The organism is Paenibacillus sp. FSL K6-0108, from assembly GCF_045040695.1.
GTDB lineage: Bacteria > Bacillota > Bacilli > Paenibacillales > Paenibacillaceae > Paenibacillus > Paenibacillus pabuli_B.
In genome coordinates this window covers 3,402,023-3,424,172 of sequence record NZ_CP150288.1, presented here as the reverse complement: position 1 = coordinate 3,424,172, position 22,150 = coordinate 3,402,023, and the positions used below count along the sequence as shown (strand labels likewise).

19 protein-coding genes are annotated in these 22,150 nt (G+C 45.5%); 5 read left to right on the top strand and 14 right to left on the bottom strand.

Annotated elements, in window-relative coordinates:
* Positions 1-99 precede the first annotated feature (99 nt).
* The 3 genes from MHB49_RS15650 to MHB49_RS15640 all read right to left on the bottom strand — a co-directional run bounded on the left by MHB49_RS15650 (position 100) and on the right by MHB49_RS15640 (position 4,537).
* Positions 100-1,806: a response regulator gene (locus MHB49_RS15650; RefSeq protein ID WP_405156778.1), complete on the bottom strand. Its 1,707-nt coding sequence runs from the start codon at positions 1,804-1,806 to the stop codon at positions 100-102.
* A 3-nt stretch (positions 1,807-1,809) separates the two neighbouring features.
* On the bottom strand, positions 1,810-3,609 hold the full coding sequence (locus MHB49_RS15645; RefSeq protein WP_405156777.1) for a sensor histidine kinase: 1,800 nt from the start codon (positions 3,607-3,609) through the stop codon (positions 1,810-1,812).
* 73 nt (positions 3,610-3,682) lie between these two features.
* Complete coding sequence (locus tag MHB49_RS15640) at positions 3,683-4,537, bottom strand: AraC family transcriptional regulator (RefSeq protein WP_405156776.1); 855 nt, start codon at positions 4,535-4,537, stop codon at positions 3,683-3,685.
* A gap of 123 nt (positions 4,538-4,660) precedes the next feature.
* On the opposite strand from MHB49_RS15640, the gene MHB49_RS15635 reads away from it, so the two are divergent.
* The 3 genes from MHB49_RS15635 to MHB49_RS15625 are packed head-to-tail and all read left to right on the top strand — an operon-like array spanning position 4,661 to position 7,401.
* The gene (locus tag MHB49_RS15635) at positions 4,661-6,199 is read left to right on the top strand and encodes a sulfatase (protein WP_405156775.1); all 1,539 of its coding nucleotides are present in this window, start codon (positions 4,661-4,663) and stop codon (positions 6,197-6,199) included.
* A complete protein-coding gene (locus tag MHB49_RS15630; protein ID WP_405156774.1) occupies positions 6,192-6,845 on the top strand; it encodes a chromate transporter in 654 nt (217 codons plus the stop codon). The genes MHB49_RS15635 and MHB49_RS15630 overlap by 8 nt, the downstream gene beginning before the upstream one ends.
* Positions 6,846-6,870: 25 nt before the next feature.
* Positions 6,871-7,401, top strand: a complete 531-nt coding sequence (locus tag MHB49_RS15625; protein ID WP_405156773.1) for a chromate transporter — start codon at positions 6,871-6,873, stop codon at positions 7,399-7,401.
* Positions 7,402-7,548: 147 nt separating this feature from the next.
* Here MHB49_RS15625 and MHB49_RS15620 read toward each other — a convergent pair whose 3' ends face one another.
* From MHB49_RS15620 to MHB49_RS15580, 9 genes are all read right to left on the bottom strand, one after another.
* A complete protein-coding gene (locus MHB49_RS15620) occupies positions 7,549-8,559 on the bottom strand; it encodes an aldose 1-epimerase (protein WP_405156772.1) in 1,011 nt (336 codons plus the stop codon).
* Between the two features lie 12 nt (positions 8,560-8,571).
* Complete coding sequence (locus tag MHB49_RS15615) at positions 8,572-10,356, bottom strand: glycoside hydrolase family 2 protein (RefSeq protein ID WP_405156771.1); 1,785 nt, start codon at positions 10,354-10,356, stop codon at positions 8,572-8,574.
* 47 nt (positions 10,357-10,403) lie between these two features.
* On the bottom strand, positions 10,404-12,170 hold the full coding sequence (locus MHB49_RS15610) for a glycoside hydrolase family 2 protein (protein ID WP_405156770.1): 1,767 nt from the start codon (positions 12,168-12,170) through the stop codon (positions 10,404-10,406).
* A gap of 50 nt (positions 12,171-12,220) precedes the next feature.
* On the bottom strand, positions 12,221-13,027 hold the full coding sequence (locus MHB49_RS15605) for a carbohydrate ABC transporter permease (RefSeq protein WP_247902739.1): 807 nt from the start codon (positions 13,025-13,027) through the stop codon (positions 12,221-12,223).
* The gene (locus tag MHB49_RS15600) at positions 13,027-13,917 is read right to left on the bottom strand and encodes a carbohydrate ABC transporter permease (RefSeq protein ID WP_405156769.1); all 891 of its coding nucleotides are present in this window, start codon (positions 13,915-13,917) and stop codon (positions 13,027-13,029) included. The genes MHB49_RS15605 and MHB49_RS15600 overlap by 1 nt, the downstream gene beginning before the upstream one ends.
* A gap of 88 nt (positions 13,918-14,005) precedes the next feature.
* Entirely contained in the window at positions 14,006-15,298 is a 1,293-nt protein-coding gene (locus tag MHB49_RS15595; RefSeq protein WP_405156768.1) for an ABC transporter substrate-binding protein, read from the bottom strand.
* Between the two features lie 198 nt (positions 15,299-15,496).
* Entirely contained in the window at positions 15,497-16,426 is a 930-nt protein-coding gene (locus tag MHB49_RS15590) for an ArsR/SmtB family transcription factor (protein ID WP_405156767.1), read from the bottom strand.
* 467 nt (positions 16,427-16,893) lie between these two features.
* Positions 16,894-18,159: a cytochrome P450 gene (locus tag MHB49_RS15585; protein ID WP_405156766.1), complete on the bottom strand. Its 1,266-nt coding sequence runs from the start codon at positions 18,157-18,159 to the stop codon at positions 16,894-16,896.
* A 32-nt stretch (positions 18,160-18,191) separates the two neighbouring features.
* Positions 18,192-18,773 (bottom strand): cysteine hydrolase family protein, encoded by a 582-nt coding sequence (locus MHB49_RS15580; protein ID WP_405156765.1) that lies wholly within the window; start codon positions 18,771-18,773, stop codon positions 18,192-18,194.
* A gap of 129 nt (positions 18,774-18,902) precedes the next feature.
* On the opposite strand from MHB49_RS15580, the gene MHB49_RS15575 reads away from it, so the two are divergent.
* Complete coding sequence (locus tag MHB49_RS15575; protein ID WP_405156764.1) at positions 18,903-19,499, top strand: TetR/AcrR family transcriptional regulator; 597 nt, start codon at positions 18,903-18,905, stop codon at positions 19,497-19,499.
* A gap of 96 nt (positions 19,500-19,595) precedes the next feature.
* On the opposite strand, the gene MHB49_RS15570 is transcribed toward MHB49_RS15575, so the two are convergent.
* Positions 19,596-20,066 carry a GNAT family N-acetyltransferase gene (locus MHB49_RS15570; RefSeq protein ID WP_405156763.1) on the bottom strand — a complete coding sequence of 157 codons (471 nt, stop codon included), beginning with the start codon at positions 20,064-20,066 and terminating at the stop codon, positions 19,596-19,598.
* A gap of 85 nt (positions 20,067-20,151) precedes the next feature.
* Entirely contained in the window at positions 20,152-21,327 is a 1,176-nt protein-coding gene (locus MHB49_RS15565) for an MFS transporter (RefSeq protein ID WP_405157148.1), read from the bottom strand.
* Positions 21,328-21,530: 203 nt separating this feature from the next.
* Between MHB49_RS15565 and MHB49_RS15560 the strand changes: the two genes are divergently transcribed.
* Positions 21,531-22,079, top strand: coding sequence for a TetR/AcrR family transcriptional regulator (locus MHB49_RS15560; protein WP_247902732.1), 549 nt, complete (start codon positions 21,531-21,533; stop codon positions 22,077-22,079).
* The last annotated feature ends 71 nt before the right edge of the window (positions 22,080-22,150 follow it).

Here is a 22,150-nt window from a genome sequence, read left to right as displayed (position 1 = left end):
CGGTGTGTGCTCATTATAATTCACTAGGAATGGAAGGTAATTACAATAATATGACCCTTTACTCCACATATTTTACGAGTTTGAAGTTCACTTATCGTCCTAGTTTCCCATGTGCAAAGACGAGAGCTTAGATTCGTTCTTCCTTTTTTCCGGATTACTCAAATACGCTTGGGGTGTCAAACCCGTTATTTCTTTGAACACTTTAAAAAAATAGTTGTGCGTCGTAAATCCCACTTGTACGCTTATTTCTTTGATTGAATATTGGCCGCTGTCCAGCAGCTTGCACCCTGCATCAATCCGAACTTGATTCAGATATTCCGAGAAAGTTCGCTGTGTCTCTTCCTTGAATATTCTGCTTAAATAGGAGGCATTCAGGCCGATTACGCTTGCGGCAAGCTCCAATGTTACATAACCGGAGTACCTTTCCAGAATGAATTGGATCGTCTGCGTGACATGGCGAGAATAGGAACCGATTACACGATGCTGATTGAGTAAATGAAACAGACTGGAGAAGAAGGATTGCAGGCCTTGCTCCAGTTCTCTAATATTTTTCATGCGCCCAAGCTCGCTTCTTGAAGGCAGATTAGCTATCGCTGGATCTGTGGAAGGCAAGTAGCTCTTCCATGCTTTATCCCCTGTTTGCATGAGCTCGCTAACAATCATCTGAACCGTATGTGAATGAATAGGCAGGTGTTCTATCGAAGCAATAATGGAGGAAATCAATTGGTGCACGCCTTGCTTGTCAAACCTTTCTATAGATAACAGAAGCTGCTTATGCTCCTCGATTGTCAGAGAAACGCGCTGACGTTGATGGACTTCATCTGAATTTTTGTCCGATGTATGCTTGTCCGAACATGGGATTTTAACTTGGGCGGTATGACTTCTGATCGTTTTCACAGACGAAGATCCATCGAGTTCGTATTCGGCTGAACAGTAGCTGGATGCCAACTGTGACAGACTGGTGCATATAGGTCCTACTGCGGTTACACTTTGCAAATTCAGGAACAATTCCAATGCATGCTGAATCTTCCGCAGTTGTCCGTCTACCTCACGCTGCATGATGTGCTCGCTACGTTCCTTGAAAGAAAATACGATAACAAATCGACCTTCCTCTACGTACACCGCTGTACGCTCATGGATATCTCCCAGGCTCTGCTGCATCATATCCACGACCTGCTGAATCAGTCCATTGGTTTGCACGTCACTGTATGACTCTGTCAACAACAGGAACGGAACAATCTGTAAAGCTGCAGCTGCATATCTGAACGCATGCGGATACAGACTGTCTTGCTGGGAAAATTCTTCAACTCCGTATGTTGCTTTTGTCTTTCTTTTGAGCAAATACAGCAAATAATCGCGCATAACCTCGGGACTCACTTTCTCGGCCATGGTGCTCTCGGCGATCTGTTTCTTACGCAACCGATCTTCCTGCTGCATTTCCGATACGGCTTTATTCAGGATGTTGAGCAGTGTTGACTCGTCCAATCGATGCTTGAGCAAATAATCAATGGAGCCATTGTTCAGGCAATCCCGCACATAGTCATAATCGTCAAAGCTGCTAAGCATAATGGTCTTAATCCATGGAAAACGTTCATTAATTGCTCGGTTGAGCTCCACACCGTTCATTTCAGGCATATCGACATCAATAATGACAATATGCGGTGGTGACTGCTCAATCATCGTTAAAGCAATTAACCCATTATGCGCCTGACCGCATAATTCGAATCCATAGTCAGCCCAATTCAATAACGTCCATAGATTATGGCGTACTAACGGTTCATCATCGACGAGCAGCACCTGAAACATGGCTTATATCACCTCTCGTTTGGTATTTTCCATACTTTTCTCCTGTTTGGGGAGCCGAATTTCAGCTTTAGTGTACACCCCCGGTTCACTGCACAAATAGACACCATACGAGTCGCCATACGTTCGAACGATTCGTTCGTGTACATTACGTACACCCATCCCACTAAAACGTGATGTTTCTCCGTTAGTACCCGTGCCTTTCAGTAAATACTCCCGTTGCTCCTCCGTGATCCCCTTTCCATTGTCCACCACATCAATTTTGAGATTGTTTCCTTCTTCATACACCCTTATCAACACGAATCCATCCTGTTCGAGTGGTCCGATTCCATGAATAATTGCGTTTTCGACCAGGGGCTGCAGCATCAGCTTTAATACCCTGCAATCCAGCAATGCGTCATCCTCAATTTCGGTAATCATACGAATCGGCTTCATATATCTGTACTTCATAATGGAGAAGTAGTGCTCAACATATGCCAATTCTTCACGCACCGTAAGAAATTCGCTTGAATTACCGAGGACACTTCGCATGAGTTCAATCAACGATCCCGAGACCGCTTCAATGTTCGGAACTCCATTCATCCTGGCCAGAACCTTGATCGTATTGAGCGAATTGTATAAAAAATGAGGATGGATTTGTGCTTGGAGCGCAGTAAGCTCAGCTTCCCGCTTCTCTTTCTCGCTGACGCGGATTCCTTCGAGCAGACCTTTCAATTCTTCCACCATACCGTTAAAGACATGGTACAGTTGTCCTGTCTCATCCTCACTTTTGATCTCATTTTGTGGAAGTGTCAGATTTCCGTCCTTCACCAACATCATCAGTGATTTTAGTTTCCGGATATTCAAGGTTATTCGGGAAGAGACTTGAAGTGAAACGATCAGAACAACGACAAACACAATAATGGACACCTCTGCCAGCAGGTTGCGCAGTTTCACCGATTCGGTCAGAAGAGAATCCATCGGAACCAAATAAATAGTACTCCACCCAGTATAGTCGGATTGACGGCAAACAACGATATATTCTTTTCCATCGATGTACCGTCTGACCGCTTCACCATCCGTTTTAAATTGCTGATTGATCTCCTTAATTTGCTGGTAAGATGGAGTAACAGGTGAGGTCGCTCGGGTTTCATAGATGAATTGATTTCTCTTGTCCAGCACATAGATCATGCTATCTGTAGTTGGTCTCACGTCATATGTTTTCTGGATAAACTCATAATTCAGGTCAACCATAACGATACCAATGGATGTACGGTTATAACGAATCTCACGACCAATGGTGACGGCATCTGACACTCCTGTTTGCCTGAAATATGCGTGCTTTGATCCATTTTGCAGCATGTAGTTCATCATTGGCGTACCCAAGGTGGTCCTGTCCAGCCAAGGTCCTCCTGAGAAAAACACCTTTCCGTTCAGACCCACAACGGCTATCCGTGAAATGTAAGCTTTATAATCGATTAGAGACGATAGAAATTCATCCATCCGCTTCTGCTCCTGAAACCACTCATAACTGATCTCCTCACTCGGACTGAGCAAAGTATCAATGACTGTGTTTTTGTTTGTCACCACGACCGTATTCAGGCGGTCGATCTCTTCCAGCATCATGTTTAATGATTCATCTGCCTGCCTTATGCTGTCCGAAACCGACGTAATGGCATTTTGGGTAATGGTCTCACGCATGCTCATATAAACGATGACCGTAATCAAAATAATGGATACTAGCGTAACAACCATAAAAGCGATAAAAATTTTTCCCTGAATGCTGCGCTTCGGTGAAATCCATCTCTGCATTGTAGAGAGTTTCATTATGGGAGTCTCCTTTTTAAAGATCCAATAAAAAAGTAAGTGTCCTCCGTACTTGCGATCGGTATGTTCAGGATCAGCTAGAGGTTCTCCGCATCATGATTGGAGGTACTTTATAATAGATTTTGAATGCTCTGGTAAATGAATATAGATTCGGATAACCCAGCGACAAAGCAATCTCCGTAACGGTAGCATCCGTATCCTTTAGAAGCTGTTTGGCCTTGTCCATTCTTATTCTCTGCATGAATTTTAACGGAGGCAGCCCAACCTGAGTGGTGAACATGTTAGAGAAGTAGGAACGATGAACCCCCGCAAAGTCGGCAACCTGTTGCACGGAAATGCCCTCTGTTGCATGCAATTCCATGTAATCCATACATTCATGAATCCAGCCGGCCAATTCTGTAGGTTGTGCATAGCTCGTGTCTGGAACAAGACTGGCTAACAATCCATATACCAACCCATGCAGCTCCAGCGATACTGCTGGCTTCCACCGTTCCACACTTGCCAGTGCATGAATCAGATGTTCTGACTTTTCCTCAACCTGTAGAGAACACATCTGTTTGCCGAATGGACTTTCGGGCGTCAAACCAGCCAGCTCCAATAAAGGTTTGACTTTCCTCCCATCCAATGCCAGCCAGTTCATTTGCAGCGGAGATTCCGAGGGAAGCATGTGATAGTAATAGGTTCTGCCGGGAAACAGACAAAACAGATCATTCTTCTGCAGGTCCACTCGCTTGCCATCAAACTCAAGCCTAACCATACCTTCACGCACAAAATGAAGACTGTAACACTCGATACGTTTGGGGCCAACCCGGTAATTGGATTTGGCTATACTTCGCCCTGCCCGGACTGGCCAGATGTGTTCCTCTTTATCCAAATAACCCGGCTTATAGTAGATGAATTCTGCATACTCGTACTCATATTCCTGCATCGTAGGGAGTTCCCTCCTTCTCCTATTTTGTTTGATCATAACAAAATGACAATAAAAATATAACACCGGGCTATTTTTATAACTCGTTTTTTTCAATATCATTCTACTAGGAGGCGATTACACTTGACGAAAAGACCTAACATTTTGCTAATCACTAGCGACCAGCAGCACTGGAATACGATCGGAGCCTTTCAGTCTGAAATCTCAACACCCAATCTGGACCGGCTTGCCCGGCAAGGAACAACGTTCGATCGGGCATATTGCCCAAACCCTACCTGCACTCCTAGCCGGGCTTCCATGATTACAGGCATGTACCCCAGTCAGCATGGAGCTTGGACATTAGGCACCAAACTGCTTGAAGACCGTCATACCGTCGGGGAAAGTTTCAATAAGGCAGGCTACCGCACCGCGCTGGTGGGAAAAGCACATTTTCAGCCTTTGAAATCCACAGAAGCCTACCCGTCGGTAGAAGCTTATCCCATCCTGCAGGATTTGGAGTACTGGAGACATTTCCACGGACCGTTTTACGGATTTGACCACGTTGAGCTGGCCCGTAACCATACAAATGAAGCACATGTCGGTCAGCATTACGCGCTGTGGCTGGAAGAACAGGGATGTACCAACTGGAGGGATTACTTCCTTCCCCCAACTGGAACGATGGGTCCTTCCGTAACGTATACATGGCCCATTCCTGAAAAATATCACTACAACACCTGGATCGCCGAGCGAACCAATTCCCTGTTGCAGCAATATACCGATGCCGATGACCCCTTCTTTCTTTGGGCCAGCTTCTTCGACCCGCATCCGGAATATCTGGTACCGGAACCTTGGGATTCGATGTACAATCCCGATGATCTGACGATTCCGTCGATAACGCCTGGAGAGCATGATCGTAACCCGCCACATTTCCCATTGACCCAGGAGGAGACCCCTAATTTTGAACATCTGATTGAAACCGGCTTTGGCATTCACGGATACCGCTCGCATCATTATTATGAATACGGCGACAAATCCCGGTTAACGGAGTATGACAAGAAAAAACTGGTCGGTGTGTATTACGGGATGATCAGTATGATGGATAAATATATTGGCAAAATTCTCAATAAACTGGATGAGTTGGGCATTGCAGATGATACGATCGTCGTTTTCACAACCGATCATGGTCATTTCTTCGGGCAGCATGGTCTTCAGGCCAAGGGTGGATTCCATTACGAAGATCTTATCAAAATCCCATTTATCGTAAGATATCCTGGTGAGGTGCCTGCTGCGAAAAAATCAAATGCCATACAATCGCTGGTCGATCTGGCTCCTACCTTCTTGTCTTTTTGCAACATTGCAATTCCGCATGCCATGACGGGCATCGATCAGAAGAAAGTGTGGATGGGCGACAAGGAAGCCGTTCGTAATCATGCTCTCTGCGAATTTCGACACGAACCCACGACGATTCATCAAAAAACATATGTCGAACAGCGGTATAAAATCACAGTCTATTACAATCAAACCTATGGTGAACTTTTCGATCTTGAACAGGATCCTGATGAACGTTTTAACTTGTGGAATGAACCTGAGTACACCGAGCTCAAGTCTGAGCTTCTGCTCAAATATATCTGGGCTGAGCTTGGCAAGGAGTCCATGCCGATGCCTCGAATTCATCATGCGTGATGGAAAGGATAAGGGTAGCATTAAGAACCTGAACGAACAATTTATGTTACTGATCCAGCTTTTTTGGACTTTCTTTTGCATCGGTCCTTCCACCTTTGGAGGCGGATACGCGATGCTGCCCATCATCGAACGCGAAGTGGTGAACAAGAAAAAATGGATGCAAGAGGACGAGATTGGTGAGCTTATATCGCTTGCCGGCTCGGCTCCCGGAGGAGTTGGTGTCAATGCCGCTGCGATAATCGGTCATCGCAAGGCAGGAATTGCGGGAGCTGTGTCTGCCGTCATCGGCGTGACATGTCCCACGTTTTTAATTGTAATCCTGATCAGCGCGTTCGCCATCCTATTTCGTAACTACCCCAAAGTTGAAGCTGCTCTAAAAGGAATGAACGGTGGCATTATTGCACTAATTATTATGGCAGCTTATCGGACGGCCAGGTATTCCATCCTAGATACAACAACTGCGATAACTGCTATTGCAACCGTAGCCGTGCTGTTATTTGCAGGTATCCATCCCCTTTATCTGATTGTTTCGGGATTGATATGCGGTATAGCCGTAATTCGGATAAAGAAGCGGTTGGGGCTTCAAGTGAAAATGGAAAAGGAAGCTGTAACCGGAAACCACCCGGAACTGGAATATTACATTTAAGAAAGACGAATCGGAGCGGATTGAAATGTACTGGGACCTGTTCATGATGTTTATACGTGTAGGCCTTGTTTCATTTGGTGGCGGTTATGCCGTTATTCCGATCATTCAACACGAGGTCACGGAAAAAGGATGGCTGACAAGCGCAGAATTCCAGCAAACTGTAGCGCTGGCCGGGATGGCACCCGGTTCGATCGCAACCAATGCCGCGACGTTAGTTGGTTATCGGACGGCAGGTTATATCGGAGCCGCTGTCTCTACTGCAGGTATGATATTGCCTTCACTCGTCGTAATTGTAGTACTCTCTGCCTTATTTTATCGCTTGAACGACAATTCATGGCTAAAGTCATCTTTATATGGCTTGCGCCCCATAACGACAGGATTCATAATCTATGCTGCCATTCATTTTGGATATCCAGAGGAAAACGCAGGCATAAACTGGGTATGGATCGCGACACTGCTTATTGGCGGAGTTTGTTTGTTTCTCCTGTTCAAATACAAGCTTCATCCCCTGCTGATTCTCATTGCAGCCGGCGCCGCTGGCATTATTTTATTTTAAAGCCAGCATAATGCCCGAGGAAGATTCTCCGCCGACAAATGTCGGTTGCTGCCCTTTTTTTTCAAACAGGTTACTCCCTTCAATGGTTTTAAAAGGAGCAGCGCGATCACAGCAATAGCTGTCCTGGCTGCTCCCTTTATTTTTATTTTACGAATGACGCAGATATAATCTGCTCGTTTCTTCCCAAATTTCTCCCGGCTGCAAACTAAATAACCCAGCTTCTTCCGCCTGCATATCCAGATTTGGTGCATTCACGAGATTGATCTGAGGTTCGGGACAGAAAAAGCCTTCTTCCGCATTGTTGTTCCAGATCATCCATTGTTTATAGGAAGTTCCCACATCGTAGATGAGTGCCATTCCGTTCTTCGTATCCTGAAGCTCCATCCGGTTTCTCCCGTTTTGCGGTACAGCAGTGTAGTGATTATCCATTTCTGCAAAGAACGGATATACCCCGGAGTCACGCATCTGCTCTTCCTCCTGAATCAAGGGCTGAAAACATGTCGTTGGCAGCATACGTTGATTCAATTCCCATCTGTCTCCAATGGTCAATTTGAGCTTGTAATCACGAGCCGATCCTCCCGGATTAAAGGGAGCATTAATTGAGGTATGAAAAGCGATCAGGCACGGCATGCTGGAGCTTCCATGATTGCGAATGCGGACATGCTGCATGAGTCCATCACTGCTCAGCGAGTAACGTAATGTAATACTGAATTGAAAAGGAAAGCATACGTATATCGGATGAGTTTCATCAACAGTTATGGACACCGAGACATGGCTTTCATTCTCGGTATGTCCATACTCATCCACAACCCAGGGCGTATTATACAAAAATCCATGCAAATGATTGCCTGTGGTTTCCTCATTGACCGGAAAATGAAGCGTCTGCCCGTTCCAGGCAAACCGCCCGTCCTCATAGCGATTTGGCGGAAACAAAACGGGGATCCCGTGAATCATGGGTCTTGCCTTGAATGAATCCATCTCTTCTGGTGAGGGTTCATGAAGGAAGCGAAGCCCCCGCTCAAGATCACGATAAGCGACCAGATTACCACCGATCTCCGGCAGCATAACAGCCTCACTGGAACCAAAGCGAAGGTAAATGGCCTTTTCCCCTTGAAAATCGCCTTCCCAGGATCTACTTGTCTCCTTTGTATTCAACACGTATTCCCCTCCTTATTCGCCGGCCGACGATGGATAATGTCCTTCAATAATCGCCCGAATCTGTTCCATCGGTATCTTGGGCTGTCGGTCATACGTCAGCAGACCGTTAATCTCCTGTTCCACATCCGTCAGCTGGGTGTAACAAAATCCTTCTACTACTGGAGAATCCAATAGTGGCTGTACTACGGCATGCAATCGCTGTGCAAAATCCTCATCATTTTCCGCTCCGGAGTAACCCCAGCCTTCCCAGTCACTTTTCTTATACCCGATTCCACCGAATTCGGTAATTAAAATGGGCTGTCCTTCATAACGATAGTTACCCACGCTCAGCTTCCGACTGCCTGGCAGGGCGCTTACCGCATTTTCACGGGTACGATACCGCTCCTCCAAAACGTCCCTTCTCCATTCATAATCATGGATGTTATACAAATCGGTCTGTACCATCTCCCAGCCATCATTAGAAATGACCGGACGGGTGGCATCCAGCGACTTGGTCAAAAAATACATCGACAAGGCGTGATACTGCTGCTCCTTGCTGGTCAGGATATTGGGAACGCCCCAGCTCTCATTAAGAGGTACCCAGACCACAATACATGGATGGTTGTAGTCTCTTTCCAGCGCCTCCTGCCATTCCCGTGTTATCTGAGCGACATATTGTTCCGAGTAATCGTATGCATTCGCCATCTCTCCCCACACCAGAAGACCCAGCTTATCACACCAGTACAGGTATCTCGGGTCCTCAATCTTCTGGTGTTTTCTGGCGCCGTTAAATCCCAGTTCCTTCGTTAATTCTACGTCGCGCCGGATAGCATCATCACTCGGCGGAGTCAGGTTCCCATCCGGGAAATACCCTTGATCCAGAACGAGCTTCATATAATAAGGTCGGTTATTCAGAAACAGCTTGCCTTGTTCAATGGAGATTTTGCGCATGCCGAAGTAACTATCAACCTCATCAACTGCCACACCATCCACCAACACCGTGAAATGAATGTCATACAGATTGGGATGCTCTGGTGACCAGAGCCTGCCGAGGCTGTGTTCGTTAAAAGTATGCAGTCCGATAGCCCGGGTCTCTGTCCTGTCACTGATTCGATATTCATCTTCAGACAGCTGTTCTCCCTGATAGGCAATTTGTACACGCAGCCTGACATCCTGTGCGTCCCAATCCTTTGCTGCTGACTGTTCCCTTTGAACGTAAGCCGCAACCTCGATTTCGTTGCGATCGACATCGGGAGTCAGCCGCACCTTCTGCAAATAAACGGGTGCGACAGCTTCCAGCCACACCGATTGCCATATTCCAGTCGTACGGGTATAGAAAATTTGGGCAGATTGTTCCTGCCAAAACTGCTTCCCGCGCGGAAGCGTTACATCTCGGCTGTAATCAATCACTTGTACAACCAGCACATTGCTGCCTTCCAACAGAGCATCCGTAATATCGGCATGAAATGGCGTGTGCCCGCCCTCATGCCGAACCACCAGTTTTCCGTTCACCCATACAGAGGCTTCATAGTCCACAGCTCCGAAATGCAGCAGCAACCGTTTACCGATGAAGTTCTCGGGAATGTCAAAGGTCCGCTTGTACCATACATTATCGTGAAAATCCGGATCTGCAATGCCACTCAGTTGACTTTGAAAAGCAAACGGCACCTGGATTCGTCGGCTGAATGCCTGTTTGCCCTCACTCCAGTTTTCCGAACATCCCTTGTTATGATCATCAAATTCAAATTCCCATTCCCCATTCAAACTCATCCATTCTTTCCGCATAAATTGCGGCCTTGGATAATCCTGTCTCAGCATGATGTTCAGCACTCCTGTTCTAAATGGATCTCTAGTATTCTCAGGCTTTACCCCAGGTTGATCTTGCGGATCACTTCCAGTGGAACCTTCGGTTTGCGGTCTTCCGTCAACAGACCATTGATCTCCTGCTGCACATCCGTAAGCTGTGTGTAACAAAAGCCCGAGATATAGGGGATGGATTGAATTGCCCCGGTGATGGAACGGAAACGTTCAATAAAGGCTTCAACCGAGTCTACCTGATTGCCGTAACCCCAGCCTTTATCCGATTGGAAAGCAATACCGCCGAATTCACTGATGATAATGGGTTGTCCTTTATAGTGGTAACCTTCAGCAAAAGCAAACTTCCACCGATTGGAAGCAATCTTGTTATTGACGATCATGTCCTTATCCTGATAACGCTCCAGAAAAGCTTCGCCTGACTCTACATAATCATGGAGGGTCAGAATATCTGATACCGTATGCTCCCACCCGTCATTGGTTATAACCGGACGATACGGATCAATGGCTTTGGTCAGATGGTAAATGGATTGCGTGAATTGCTGCTGCTTTACCTCGTGAGCAATCGTCTGTATTCCCCATGATTCATTAAATGGCACCCAGGTAATGATGCTGGGATGATTGTACTGCTGGGGTACAATTTCAAGCCATTCTTTGGTGAATCGGCTCACTGCCTCATCGTTAAACTCGAAGGTTGCTGCCATCTCTGACCAAACCAACATGCCTTTTACATCACACCAATACAAAAAGCGCGGATCTTCCAGTTTCATATGTTTACGAACTCCGTTATATCCCATCTCGGCAATTTTATCGATATCCTCAATCAGTGCTTCCACTGAAGGCGGGGTCAAATGGCTCTCCGTCCAATAGCCCTGATCCAGAATCATTCTTTGGTACAACGGAGCATTGTTCAGCAGAATCTGCCCATTTTCAATCGATATTTTTCGCATGCCAAAATAGGAATGAACCCGATCGATTTCTTTCTCATCTTCGTACATCACAAACTCGATATCGTACAGGTTCGGTGAGCCCGGTGACCATAACGACTGTTTCCACGGGCCACCAGCCTCGTGTTTTACACTTGCCTCTATCGTCATCCAAGGCCTGTCGGGAGACAGGCTGATCGTTTGCACATGCTTTCCATGGAGCTCAATCCGTGTCTCCAGACGCAAGTTGTTCCTGCCTTCAATGCCATTTAGCTGAAAGTCCAATCGAATCATATGACGATCGATATCCGGTGTCATTTTGACTGCTTCAACCCTTGCTTCACTCACATGTTCCAGCCAGACACTTTTCCATATCCCGGTACTTTGCACATAAAAACATTCAAAATTGTCATCCACCCAGCGTTGTTTCCCCCGAGGCTGCATCGCGCTCTGACTGTCTTCTACTTCAAGAACAATGTTATTCTCCGATCCGTAAGTGATATAAGGGGTAATGTCGAATGAAAACGCTGCGTACCCACCTTCATGTTCGCCAACAACCGTTCCGTTCACCCAACATTTTGCGCGATAATCCACGCCCTGAAAATGCAGAATGCTCCGCTTTCCTTTGGCTTCCTGAGGAATCTGAACACTTTTGCGGTACCAGACCAGAGGATGAAATGTTTCAATCCCGATACCGCTCGCCTGGGTCTCATACGTGAAGGGAACCTTGATTTTCGTCCCTTCCGGAAACTGATTCTGATCGTACCAGCGCTCGCTTTCACCCGTCTGATTGTCATCAAAACTGAAATCCCATTCTCCATTCAAATCCAACCAGTCTTTGCGTACAAATTGCGGTCTTGGATAATCCTTGTTGTAAAATTTAGTTGTCATATTGTTCTCCCCGATCTCCTCTATATTTGGCTCGTTGGCCTGAAAACGTGTTAACCCTTAATACCAGACATGCTGATACCTTTGACAATCTGCTTCTCAAAGATGACAAATAATATAATGATGGGAACAGAAGCTACGGCATTGATCACCATCGGTTTAACATAATCCTCTGAATACTGTCCCATCAGCGTTGGAATTCCCATTGGCAGTGTGAACAGATTATCGTCGGTGATCGAAAGAAAAGGCCAGAGGAAATTGTTCCATGAACCAATAAACGTCAGGATAGCCATGGAAGCCATCGCTGGCCGGGTCAGCGGCAGTACAATGCTGGTGAAAATCCGCCAAAAGCCCCCGCCGTCAATTTGCACACTCTCCAACAGATCATTGGGAATGCCGTCGAAGAAGCTTTTAAGTACAATGACTGCTACAGGCGAAGCCAAAGCAGGAATAATCAATCCACTGTAGGAGTTCAGCAGATTTAAATCCTTGGCTACCTGATAAAGTGGAATAATGGTAGCTTCACCAGGAATCAGCAGCCCGCCAAGAATGAAGAAGAAAATAAATGTACGGAAACGAAACGGTACTTTGGACAGGGCAAATCCGGCCATGGCAGCGAAAATTACAGTCAGTACGGTCACAATCACCGCGACAAACAGACTATTAACTACCCACTGTGACAGCTTTGTCGTTGTCAGAATTTCGTTGTAGACGGCAAGTGAGTATGGAGGTTTAAACCAGTCCAGGACCGTAATAATCTTCATGCCCTCTTCTTTGATGGAGACCATCAGCATCCACACAAGCGGGGCCGCAAACATAACCGCCATCAACGCAGAACCTGTGCGATATAGCCATTTCATCAGTATTCCGCTCCTTTCCGGTTCGTCATCCAGTATTGCAGCGCCGATAGCACCAGCAGAATCACGAATAAAATATAGGACATCGTTGCTGCATAACCCAGGTTGTTGTTCTTAAATCCGGTCTGATAGATTAACTGAATAATCGGACGTGTCTGATCCAGCGGCCCCCCGCCAGTAATAACATAAATTTGCATAAAAACCTTGTAGGAAGCGATGATCTGCAGCATGGTTATGGTCTTGGTCAATGGATTCAAATAAGGAAGAGTTATCCGCCAAAATATTTGAGTATCGCTCGCACCATCCAGCCTTGCCGCTTCATAGATTTCATCCGGTATTTCCTGCATCGCAGAAAGATACAGAATAAAGTTAAAACCCACCGTCCACCACAAGGTAATTACGGTAATAACGACCCAGGCGAGCCCGGTTTCCGTCAGCCAGAAAATCTCGGCATTTTGAGGCAATAATTGCACAAGATGCAGGAAGGAATTAACGAATCCCGTATAAGGCTGAAAAACGAATAAACCCAGATAAGCTGCGACGGCGACGGAGAGCACGCTTGGTATAAAGAAGATGATGCGGTAGAACTTTTGCAAAGACGATTTTCGGTTGGCAATCAAGGCCAGCAGAATCGCAAGTATAATCATGGTCGGTGTACTCAAGAAAACAAAAAAGGTTGAATGCCAGATCGCTTCCCAAACCTCTCTGTCCTGAAAAACTTTTCGGAAGTTATCCAGGCCAACAAAATCCATTTTCTTAATCAACGTCCATTTGTAGAAGGTCATCTCTACGCCTTTAATCATGGGCCAGATCGTAAATAAACCATAAATAATTAAGAATGGAAGCAGAAATACCAGTGCCTGCAAATCCGCTCTCATTTTTTTGATCTTCATGTGCGTCTCCCCTTTGATTGGCACGCAAGCCGGCGATTTCTTGTTTACAGATGATGAATACGCACGGCTTGCGTGAACCGTCTTCCTTCTATTCGCTCAGTATTTTCTGAATGGCGGTCTCCATGTTGTTCATGGCATCCGCAGGGGTCATTTTGTTCATCCATACTTCATTCAAAAATTTAAACGCAGCTTCATCGCGAATCTGTGCATTTTTGGTGGAATGTTTGCTGAATTTAACCACACTTGCTACTTCGGAATAATCACTGCGGTATGGCAGATCTTTGAATTCCTGTTTTTCCAGTACGGAAGGCTTCGATGGAATATGCCCGGCTTTCGCCCAGACTTGACCATTGTCAGCAACCCAGTCAGCGAAGATCATTGCGGCTTTGCGTTTAGCCGGGTCCTCATCCTTCGTCAGCGGCAGCACAATGGTATGCGAATCTCCCCATGTTGCTTCCTTGTCGTAAAATTTCGGAATCGGCATAGCTCCAAATTCAAGACCTTTGGTGGATTCCCATGTTCCTGTAGTCCAGACACCTGTCATAATAATTGCGGCTGTTCCACTTTGAAAATTTTTATAGAAGTCCGGATCATTTTTCTTGATATAACCTTCGGTATAAAGCTTCTGAACATAGTCAGCGGCCTTGATGCCTTTCTCCTTATCAATGGCTGCGGACTTCAGATCATCCGACACCACGTCGTTACCACCCAACTGCGAGTACAGAGACCACCACAAGCGATAAGGATCATCATTATTATTGGACAATGCAAACGGAGTCGTTTTGGCAGGCAGCTTCTCTTTTAACGTCTGAAGGAAACTCACAAATCCGTCAGCTGATTGCTCCAGGATCGGCTTTCCGTCTTCACCCAGCAATCCTGCATCTTTTAGAAGTTTTTTGTTGTAGAACATGATAAAGGGATGTGTATCAATGGGGACTGCATAATGTTGACCTTCTACGGTAACCGCATCCAGGAGATTCTGGTTATAGGTGTTCCAATCCACACCTGCATCCGTAGCCGGAGTATCAAGCTCTGTGACAACCCCCTGATTGATCAGATCGGGCAGTCTGGAGGAATGGGAAATCCCAATATCCGGTCCATTGCCGTTACCCACAGCAGTTACGAGCTTCGTATAGTACTCGCCCCAGGCCAATTTGGTATTCTTCACTTCAATGTCCGGATGGCTTTTGTTGAATTCATCGACCAATGTCTGCATGTTTGCGCCATCACCACCATCGAACAGTGTCCAGAAGGACAATGTCACTTTTCCATCACCAGAGCCGCTATCCCCGGCCTCGTTACTGCCTCCGCTGCATGCACTTAAAACGGTTGAGAATGAGAGCAATAATGTCAGAGCTAACCTGCCGATCTTTCTTTTCATGCGAGTATCCCCTTTACTCTAATTTGTAGATACAAACGATATAATTGTTTTATTACACTATTACTGTATCTATAGGGGATTATATAAGGGTAAATCTTTCTTGTCAACGCTTTCAAACATATTTAATGTAATTATTAATAAAAAAAAGACTTTAGTTACATAATATCTGCAACCAAAGTCTTTCTTTCTCGTCCGATTCTAATGAACGGCATAATGTACAGTCATTTTGATGTTTTGATCATAATCCCCAAATTGTCTCCCAAAGAGATTTACGCCTCCTTGATGAATTGCATCCGGCTTAATGCCAATCCTCACCCTTAGCTTGTGGCTATCCTTAAGGTTAAGCTGATCCAGATCAACTGCTGAGATTTTCTCCATATCCAGCGTTGTCTTCGTTTTGTCCACTCGCCAAGTCTTTAATAAACCATACTGTGTTGACCATTCAAACCACCAAGCCGGGTTGAGCTTTCCGCGCCGATCTCCAAAGTCTCCAGGGCATGTCCACATGCCAATTTCCACACCGTTAACCCATACAGAGATATCGGAAGGCCAATTATGATCATAGTTTGGTGCTTCAGAACATATTTCCATGGACAGTTCGAGCGATTCGATTACCGCTTCTGCCGGAATCTCCAGTGGCATTAAATATTCGACATATCCCTTACGAAACCACATAATCTGCGCTCCAACATGCTTCGGATGATAAAAGCTGGCGGGTTCATCCTCACGAATGATCATGCCCTCGCCATTCGCCATGCCGCAAGTGGGTGACACTTCACAATCACTATAATGACCGATAGGCATATCCACTTCATATACCTGAATATCACCTTTGGGAATTGCTTTCTCCAGATTAAGAGCAATGTGAATATCATCGTAATTGCGGCTGCATACCTTCATCGCCCCGCGAGAGGCAGGCAGCAGTTCCGTATTGATTAGCTTTGCAGCTTCCAAAACCTTGATGTTGCTGGCTACCGTGGATACGGGAAGTTTGAGAGCTTCCGCGATTTCGACTATGTTCAGGTTCTGGAAGATCAATAGTCGGAGAATATCCACTCTGGATCGGGTCGATAACGCATGCGTGACCGTGACCAGCTCATCCGGATTATCAAAACTCAGCTCAAGCATTCGTTCACCACCTTTTATGTATTTATAAAACAGAAAATGTAATCGAATGATTTAATTCAATCGATAATATTGTAACAAATCATTTATTTTGTATCAATTTACTTTTTACTTCATCATTTTTCTTAGCTTATCCACGCTAGCGTTGTCATACTTGGGTCCTCTTGATAGAAGCGGATACTTATGAGAGCACCATAGGTCAGTAGTACGATGCCGATACTGATCTTGGAAAATGGTTTCATCATGCCCCCCTTCGATGAAAGATTCCCTATAACGACAAATTAAAGAACTTGTAAAGAACTATTTCGTGTTTTTCCCAATTAGATCCTGCAAACGAATACTGGAATTGTTGATTTTGCCTATCCAAATGAAACTTATAGCACAACACAAGAAAATCCGCCAAACATGGCGGATTTCCCGAGCTACATATGCTCCTTCTTGCCCTAAGAAACTTCACTCTAACTCTTCTGTTAAAAAGCGACAGGTAAGGCAGCCAAGCTCTGTGAACTAAGCGCCAAGTGCCACTCAATGCTTTCCCGAGGAATATGAAGCCGCAGATTAGGCATACGTTTTAACAATGTTGTAAAGGCGATGTCTCCCTCCACACGAGCAAGCGGAGCCCCCAAGCAGGAATGAATGCCATGACCAAAAGCCAGATGGCGATTAATATGTCGTGTAACATCCAGATTCTCTGGCTCTTCATATTGAAGCTCATCCCGATTAGCTGATTTCAACACAGGAATGACCATATCACCTTTTTTAATCTGCTGTCCTGCCAGCTCAATATCCTGAGTCGCAAAACGAGGTCCAGCAATGGTTGCAGGCCCGTTAAAGCGCAGTAACTCTTCGACAGCTGCTGGCACTAAACTAAGATCAGCCTTGAGCTTCTCCAATTGTTCAGGATGATCCAATAACATCATTGCACCTGTAGCAATCAGATTGGATGTCGTCTCATGGCCAGCAAAGATTAATAACGTAATCATGGATAACAGTTCCGGTTCACTGAGTCGATCGCCCTCTTCTTCGATAGCAATCAATTGGCTGATCAAATCATCCGCGGGATGTTTGCGTTTCTCAGCTACCAGCTGCGCGGTATAGTCACCGAAAGCTCGGAGGTGTTCCTCCACTCCCGGCTCACGCACTCCGAGGCCCAGGCCATGTGCAATCGCGGAGGACCAGGTCTGAATCTGCGGGCGATCTGCTTTGGGTACTCCCAGCATATCGGATATCACATGGATAGGTAAGGGATAGGCGTAGTCCTTGACCAAGTCCATCTCGCCTTCGGCTTGAACCTGATCCAGTAATTCATCAGCGATTTGCTGCACACGTGGGCGAAGACTTTCCATATATTTTGGTGTAAAAGCTTTGGAGACCAGTCGGCGTAATCGCCGATGATCAGGTTCATCTACAGAAAGCATCGATTTTCCGGTAAAGAACGTTGGAGGGGCATCTGGATCGATATTCTCCACATAGGCTTTCAGGATATTCTCATTGCCGTCAATGGATAATGGGTCTACTGTGAAGTGAGCATGATCTTTGAGCACCTGTGAAGCTTCTTCCATTCGTGTGACCAACCACTGACCTCGATCTGTACCACCCATTGGCAAGGATACCGAAATAACAGGACCTGTGTCACGCAGCTGCTTGATCAGTGAAAACGGGTTTTCACCACTATCCCCACTAAACAGGCTCAGCGCCGCTTGTTGTGAAGCCTTAAGATCTAACTCACTCATCATAACCATCCTTTCGCTTCGACCATTTTCTACGTTTACATGAATGTATTTATCCAATCATCTACAGCCAGCACATCGGCTTGTTGAGGGAACACACTTTCTACGAGAACTCGATGAACTTCAGGGTCCCGATCCAGACAAGCATCCGAAAGAACGGTAAGCGCGTAATCCTTATCTGCAGCCTCACATAATGTAGACAGCACGACTCCACTTGTTGCGATACCTGTGAGAATCAGTGTATTAATGCCTTGGGATTGAAGGAGGGTCTCCAATTCACTTCCCGAGAATCCACTGACGCGAAACTTGTCCACAATGAGCTCTTCCGGTAGCGGCTGTACCGATTCGTGAACGTCCATAGCCACATTCATCGCTGGATTGGTTTCATTTCCACTACCGAAGCTGGACTTTCTTCCAAACAACTTGTTGCGCTCACTAATTGGAGGGGAATTCTGGCGATGACCAACCTTCACAAAAATGACGGGTACGTTATGTTTGCGAGCTGCTTCTAGCGCTTTTTGAAACGGCACCAGTGCATCTTTGTGCTTCGCATATTGGGATACAATGATGTTCTGCATGTCCATAACCAGAAGTGCAGCTTTGTTATGATGACTCTCCATGGGTTGCACACCCCTCCCGTTTTGATTAAGATTAAGGGGAGAACTCTCCGCTTAATCTCTTCTTGATATTAAACGGAGAGTTCTCCCCTTGTCAAATTATGGACATTGAAGGATAGGAAGTGACCAATTATGGATAGAACCAATACAACCTCTCGTTTGGAACGACGGGATGCCGCGGAGAATCGCCAGCGTATTTTGAATGTGGCTTCTAAATTATTCGAGCTGCACGGCGTCGAGCGGATCAGCATGAATCAGATCGCTTCCGAAGCGCAGATTGGAGCGGGTACCTTATACCGCCGATATCGCAATAAGAGTGAGTTATGCATGGACTTGATCAAAGATAACGCAGCACTGTTCTTCAAAGATGTGGAGATCTACTTACTGGAAAACGGAAATCGTCCGCCATCTGAGCGCTTGCGCGGTCTGCTGACATTGTTTATCAAGTTTAGAGAGAAGAATGCAGATCTGCTCTTGGGCATTGAGAATGAAGTATATCAAGGGTCAGAGTCCAGAACCTCAAGCCCGCTATATGAGCAATTGCATCAACAGCTATTCGAACTATTCGAAGAGATGGCAACAGAGAGTGAAGAATCGCAGGCCATCAGCTTGTTCAAAACAGACATGCTTCTGACCGCTATGAGCAATGACTCGTATCTGTTTCAAAAAAATGTGCGTGGCAACTCTCCCGAACGCATTGTGGAACAGCTCTGTTTAACGTTTCTTTAGGTATCTGGGTATCCGAAAATGCCAAAAAGCCTAATTCATAATCGGTAATCTACCGCTTGAATTAGGCTTTTTGGAGTTGAGCTGTGAATATTGAATCTATAATGTTTTGATATACCATGCATCACAAGCAAAATGCTCTGTTGCATTTAACGGTTCCTCTAACGGAATAAAACCGTTCTTCATGTAAAATTTGTTGGCTGCGACCATGTTGCTAAGCGTCTCAAGATAACATTGTTCATAGTATTCTTTGGCAAAATCAAGGGAAATTTGAAGCAAATCATATGCGATTCCAGTGCCTCGTGCTTCTTTTAATGCATACATTTTCTGCAATTCACAAATATGTGAAAATCCGTCCACGGGTCCGATGCCGCAGCCAGCTACAATGGTTGAATCATGCTCAACTACCCAATATCTGGAGCCCTCCTGTTGATAAAGATGATAGAAATCACCCAGATTCGGATCTGCCCACGCCGTTCCTGACTTATTGGCCCCGAATTCAATCAAACAGCTTCGAATCAGAGACTCCACTTCTTGATTATCTTTTTCTTCTATCTCTCTAATGAACATGCAGTAAGCCTCCGCATCATGAAATAATTGCTGCTCTTAGCTGCACAAATTATACTACAATTCGGATGAACACAATACAATTCAATTACAATGAAACGGAATCATTGGCTCTGGCAGTAAGCGATTGCTTGATTTTCAACAACCGTCTTACATAGATCATAAACAGCAAAAAAGAAACCATAACCGACGAAGCGCTGACCATAAACAATATGTGATAGTTCATGTACTCGGATACCACACCCAGGACCATGGCACCCAGTCCGATACCAAGATCGGTCGCAGTCGAAAAGAACGCATTGGCTGCGCCTTTCCGATCCTCGGGTGCGAGGCGGAGTGTTATCGCCTGAAGGGCTGGCTGAGCGGAACCAAAACCAATCCCGTACAGAATTGCTGAAGCGAGCACGCCAAGCAAACTGCTTGAGAGACTCAGTACAATCAAAGCAATAATCGTAATGATAAGCGCCGGAACAATGACTGCTGTCTCTCCTTTCTTGTCGGACAGCTTTCCGGCAATGGGCCGGGATAGCGCTAGTGTCGCGGCGTAAACCAGAAAGAATGTGCCTGAATTGACTTGGATCTGCTCTGCAAACAGAGGCACAAATGTAGTAATTCCCCCATATGCAATGAAAAGAAAAAAGATTGGCGCCATAACAGGCAAGACCGATTTCTCAAATATTTGGATTTTCTTTCTGTTCGTATGGGGTTGGAATGGCATTTTGGCTCCCAGCGTCAAAAGCAGAGCCATGATAGACAAACCAACAGCAAACATAAACATCGTCTGGTATGACGTGCCTTGCATAATGCCCAGACCAATCATGGGACCAACCGCCATTGCCAGCGTCATGGAGGTACTAAACCACCCCATGCCTTCCCCGCGCCGAGCGGATGGAATCATGTCAGTCACAGCTGTCATCATGGAAGTCGTGGATACGGCCCAGCTCATTCCATGCACAACGCGAAGTCCAATCAGCATGATGATTCCACCGACCCAGTTGTACATGTACATTGCCAGTATAAATAAAAGCAACCCCCCGATCATAAACGGACGTCTACCGAATCGATCCAGTAATCCACCGACAAAAGGACGAAGGATAACGGAAGATAACATTAATGCCCCCATTGCCAAGCCCACCTGTTTTTCACTGCCACCTATCACTTTGATGAAAAGCGGCAGTGTGGGATACAGCATATAAAATGCAGTAAATAAAAAAAGCAAACCCAGCGTCATCAAAATAAAAGATTTTGTCCATAAGCGCTGCATCATTCATCCCCTCACTTTTATTTTGATATCTATAATTCGATCTGTTCTTGTACAAAAACAAATATGGATATATTAATGAACATCTGTTAATAATTATAGACAGAATGAAAAAGCTTACCATTGTTATTTGAACGCATTATGTTAATTAATGAACATTAATCATGGAAATGTTTAATATCTTTTGAAAGTTTGGTGAGGATATCATGACCAAAGTGGATCGACGAATTCGAAAGTCACAAGAAGCCATCAAAGCGGCCGTGATTGAATTGATGTCAGAAAAAAATTTTGATGATATTACCCTTCAGGACATTTCCGATAAAGCGGACGTAAGTAGAGGCACCATTTACCTCCACTACGTCGACAAGTATGACCTGCTGGATAAGCTCATTGACGGGCATATCAAAGAATTAAGTGAAATTTGTCATTCGGTTGCAGACTTGGATTGGAAACAATCCATCGTTCCCTGGTTTACCTATCTGGAACAGAATTACTTGTTCTTCTCAACGATGATGGCCAGTAAGGGAGCAGCACAATTTCGCAACCGCCTGGTTGAGTTTCTTAATGAGGATTTCAAAGAGGAAGTGAATTTATCTCAGGCCAGAAAATCCGGTTTAAGTGAGGATATCATTCTCCAATATGTAGTCATGTCTTATGTAGGGGTCGTTGAATGGTGGATTAAGAATGAAATGCCCCATCCACCTGAGGTCATGTCTGAGCAATTGGGAGAATTAATCAAGATGAATTTAGGGTAACGCGCAATGTGCAAGCAACCAAAAAAGCGGTAGGCTCAGGATACGAAGTTAACATCCCTGAACTACCGCTA

Bases quoted from the DNA above. Each gene is read 5' to 3' on its own strand.
- MHB49_RS15650 (WP_405156778.1), bottom strand. From the start codon at position 1,806: ATGTTTCAGGTGCTGCTCGTCGATGATGAACCGTTAGTACGCCATAAT.
- MHB49_RS15645 (WP_405156777.1), bottom strand. From the start codon at position 3,609: ATGAAACTCTCTACAATGCAGAGATGGATTTCACCGAAGCGCAGCATT.
- MHB49_RS15640 (WP_405156776.1), bottom strand. From the start codon at position 4,537: ATGCAGGAATATGAGTACGAGTATGCAGAATTCATCTACTATAAGCCG.
- MHB49_RS15630 (WP_405156774.1), top strand. From the start codon at position 6,192: ATGCGTGATGGAAAGGATAAGGGTAGCATTAAGAACCTGAACGAACAA.
- MHB49_RS15625 (WP_405156773.1), top strand. From the start codon at position 6,871: ATGTACTGGGACCTGTTCATGATGTTTATACGTGTAGGCCTTGTTTCA.
- MHB49_RS15615 (WP_405156771.1), bottom strand. From the start codon at position 10,356: ATGCTGAGACAGGATTATCCAAGGCCGCAATTTATGCGGAAAGAATGG.
- MHB49_RS15610 (WP_405156770.1), bottom strand. From the start codon at position 12,170: ATGACAACTAAATTTTACAACAAGGATTATCCAAGACCGCAATTTGTA.
- MHB49_RS15605 (WP_247902739.1), bottom strand. From the start codon at position 13,027: ATGAAATGGCTATATCGCACAGGTTCTGCGTTGATGGCGGTTATGTTT.
- MHB49_RS15600 (WP_405156769.1), bottom strand. From the start codon at position 13,917: ATGAAGATCAAAAAAATGAGAGCGGATTTGCAGGCACTGGTATTTCTG.
- MHB49_RS15595 (WP_405156768.1), bottom strand. From the start codon at position 15,298: ATGAAAAGAAAGATCGGCAGGTTAGCTCTGACATTATTGCTCTCATTC.
- MHB49_RS15590 (WP_405156767.1), bottom strand. From the start codon at position 16,426: ATGCTTGAGCTGAGTTTTGATAATCCGGATGAGCTGGTCACGGTCACG.
- MHB49_RS15585 (WP_405156766.1), bottom strand. From the start codon at position 18,159: ATGATGAGTGAGTTAGATCTTAAGGCTTCACAACAAGCGGCGCTGAGC.
- MHB49_RS15580 (WP_405156765.1), bottom strand. From the start codon at position 18,773: ATGGAGAGTCATCATAACAAAGCTGCACTTCTGGTTATGGACATGCAG.
- MHB49_RS15575 (WP_405156764.1), top strand. From the start codon at position 18,903: ATGGATAGAACCAATACAACCTCTCGTTTGGAACGACGGGATGCCGCG.
- MHB49_RS15570 (WP_405156763.1), bottom strand. From the start codon at position 20,066: ATGTTCATTAGAGAGATAGAAGAAAAAGATAATCAAGAAGTGGAGTCT.
- MHB49_RS15565 (WP_405157148.1), bottom strand. From the start codon at position 21,327: ATGCAGCGCTTATGGACAAAATCTTTTATTTTGATGACGCTGGGTTTG.
- MHB49_RS15560 (WP_247902732.1), top strand. From the start codon at position 21,531: ATGACCAAAGTGGATCGACGAATTCGAAAGTCACAAGAAGCCATCAAA.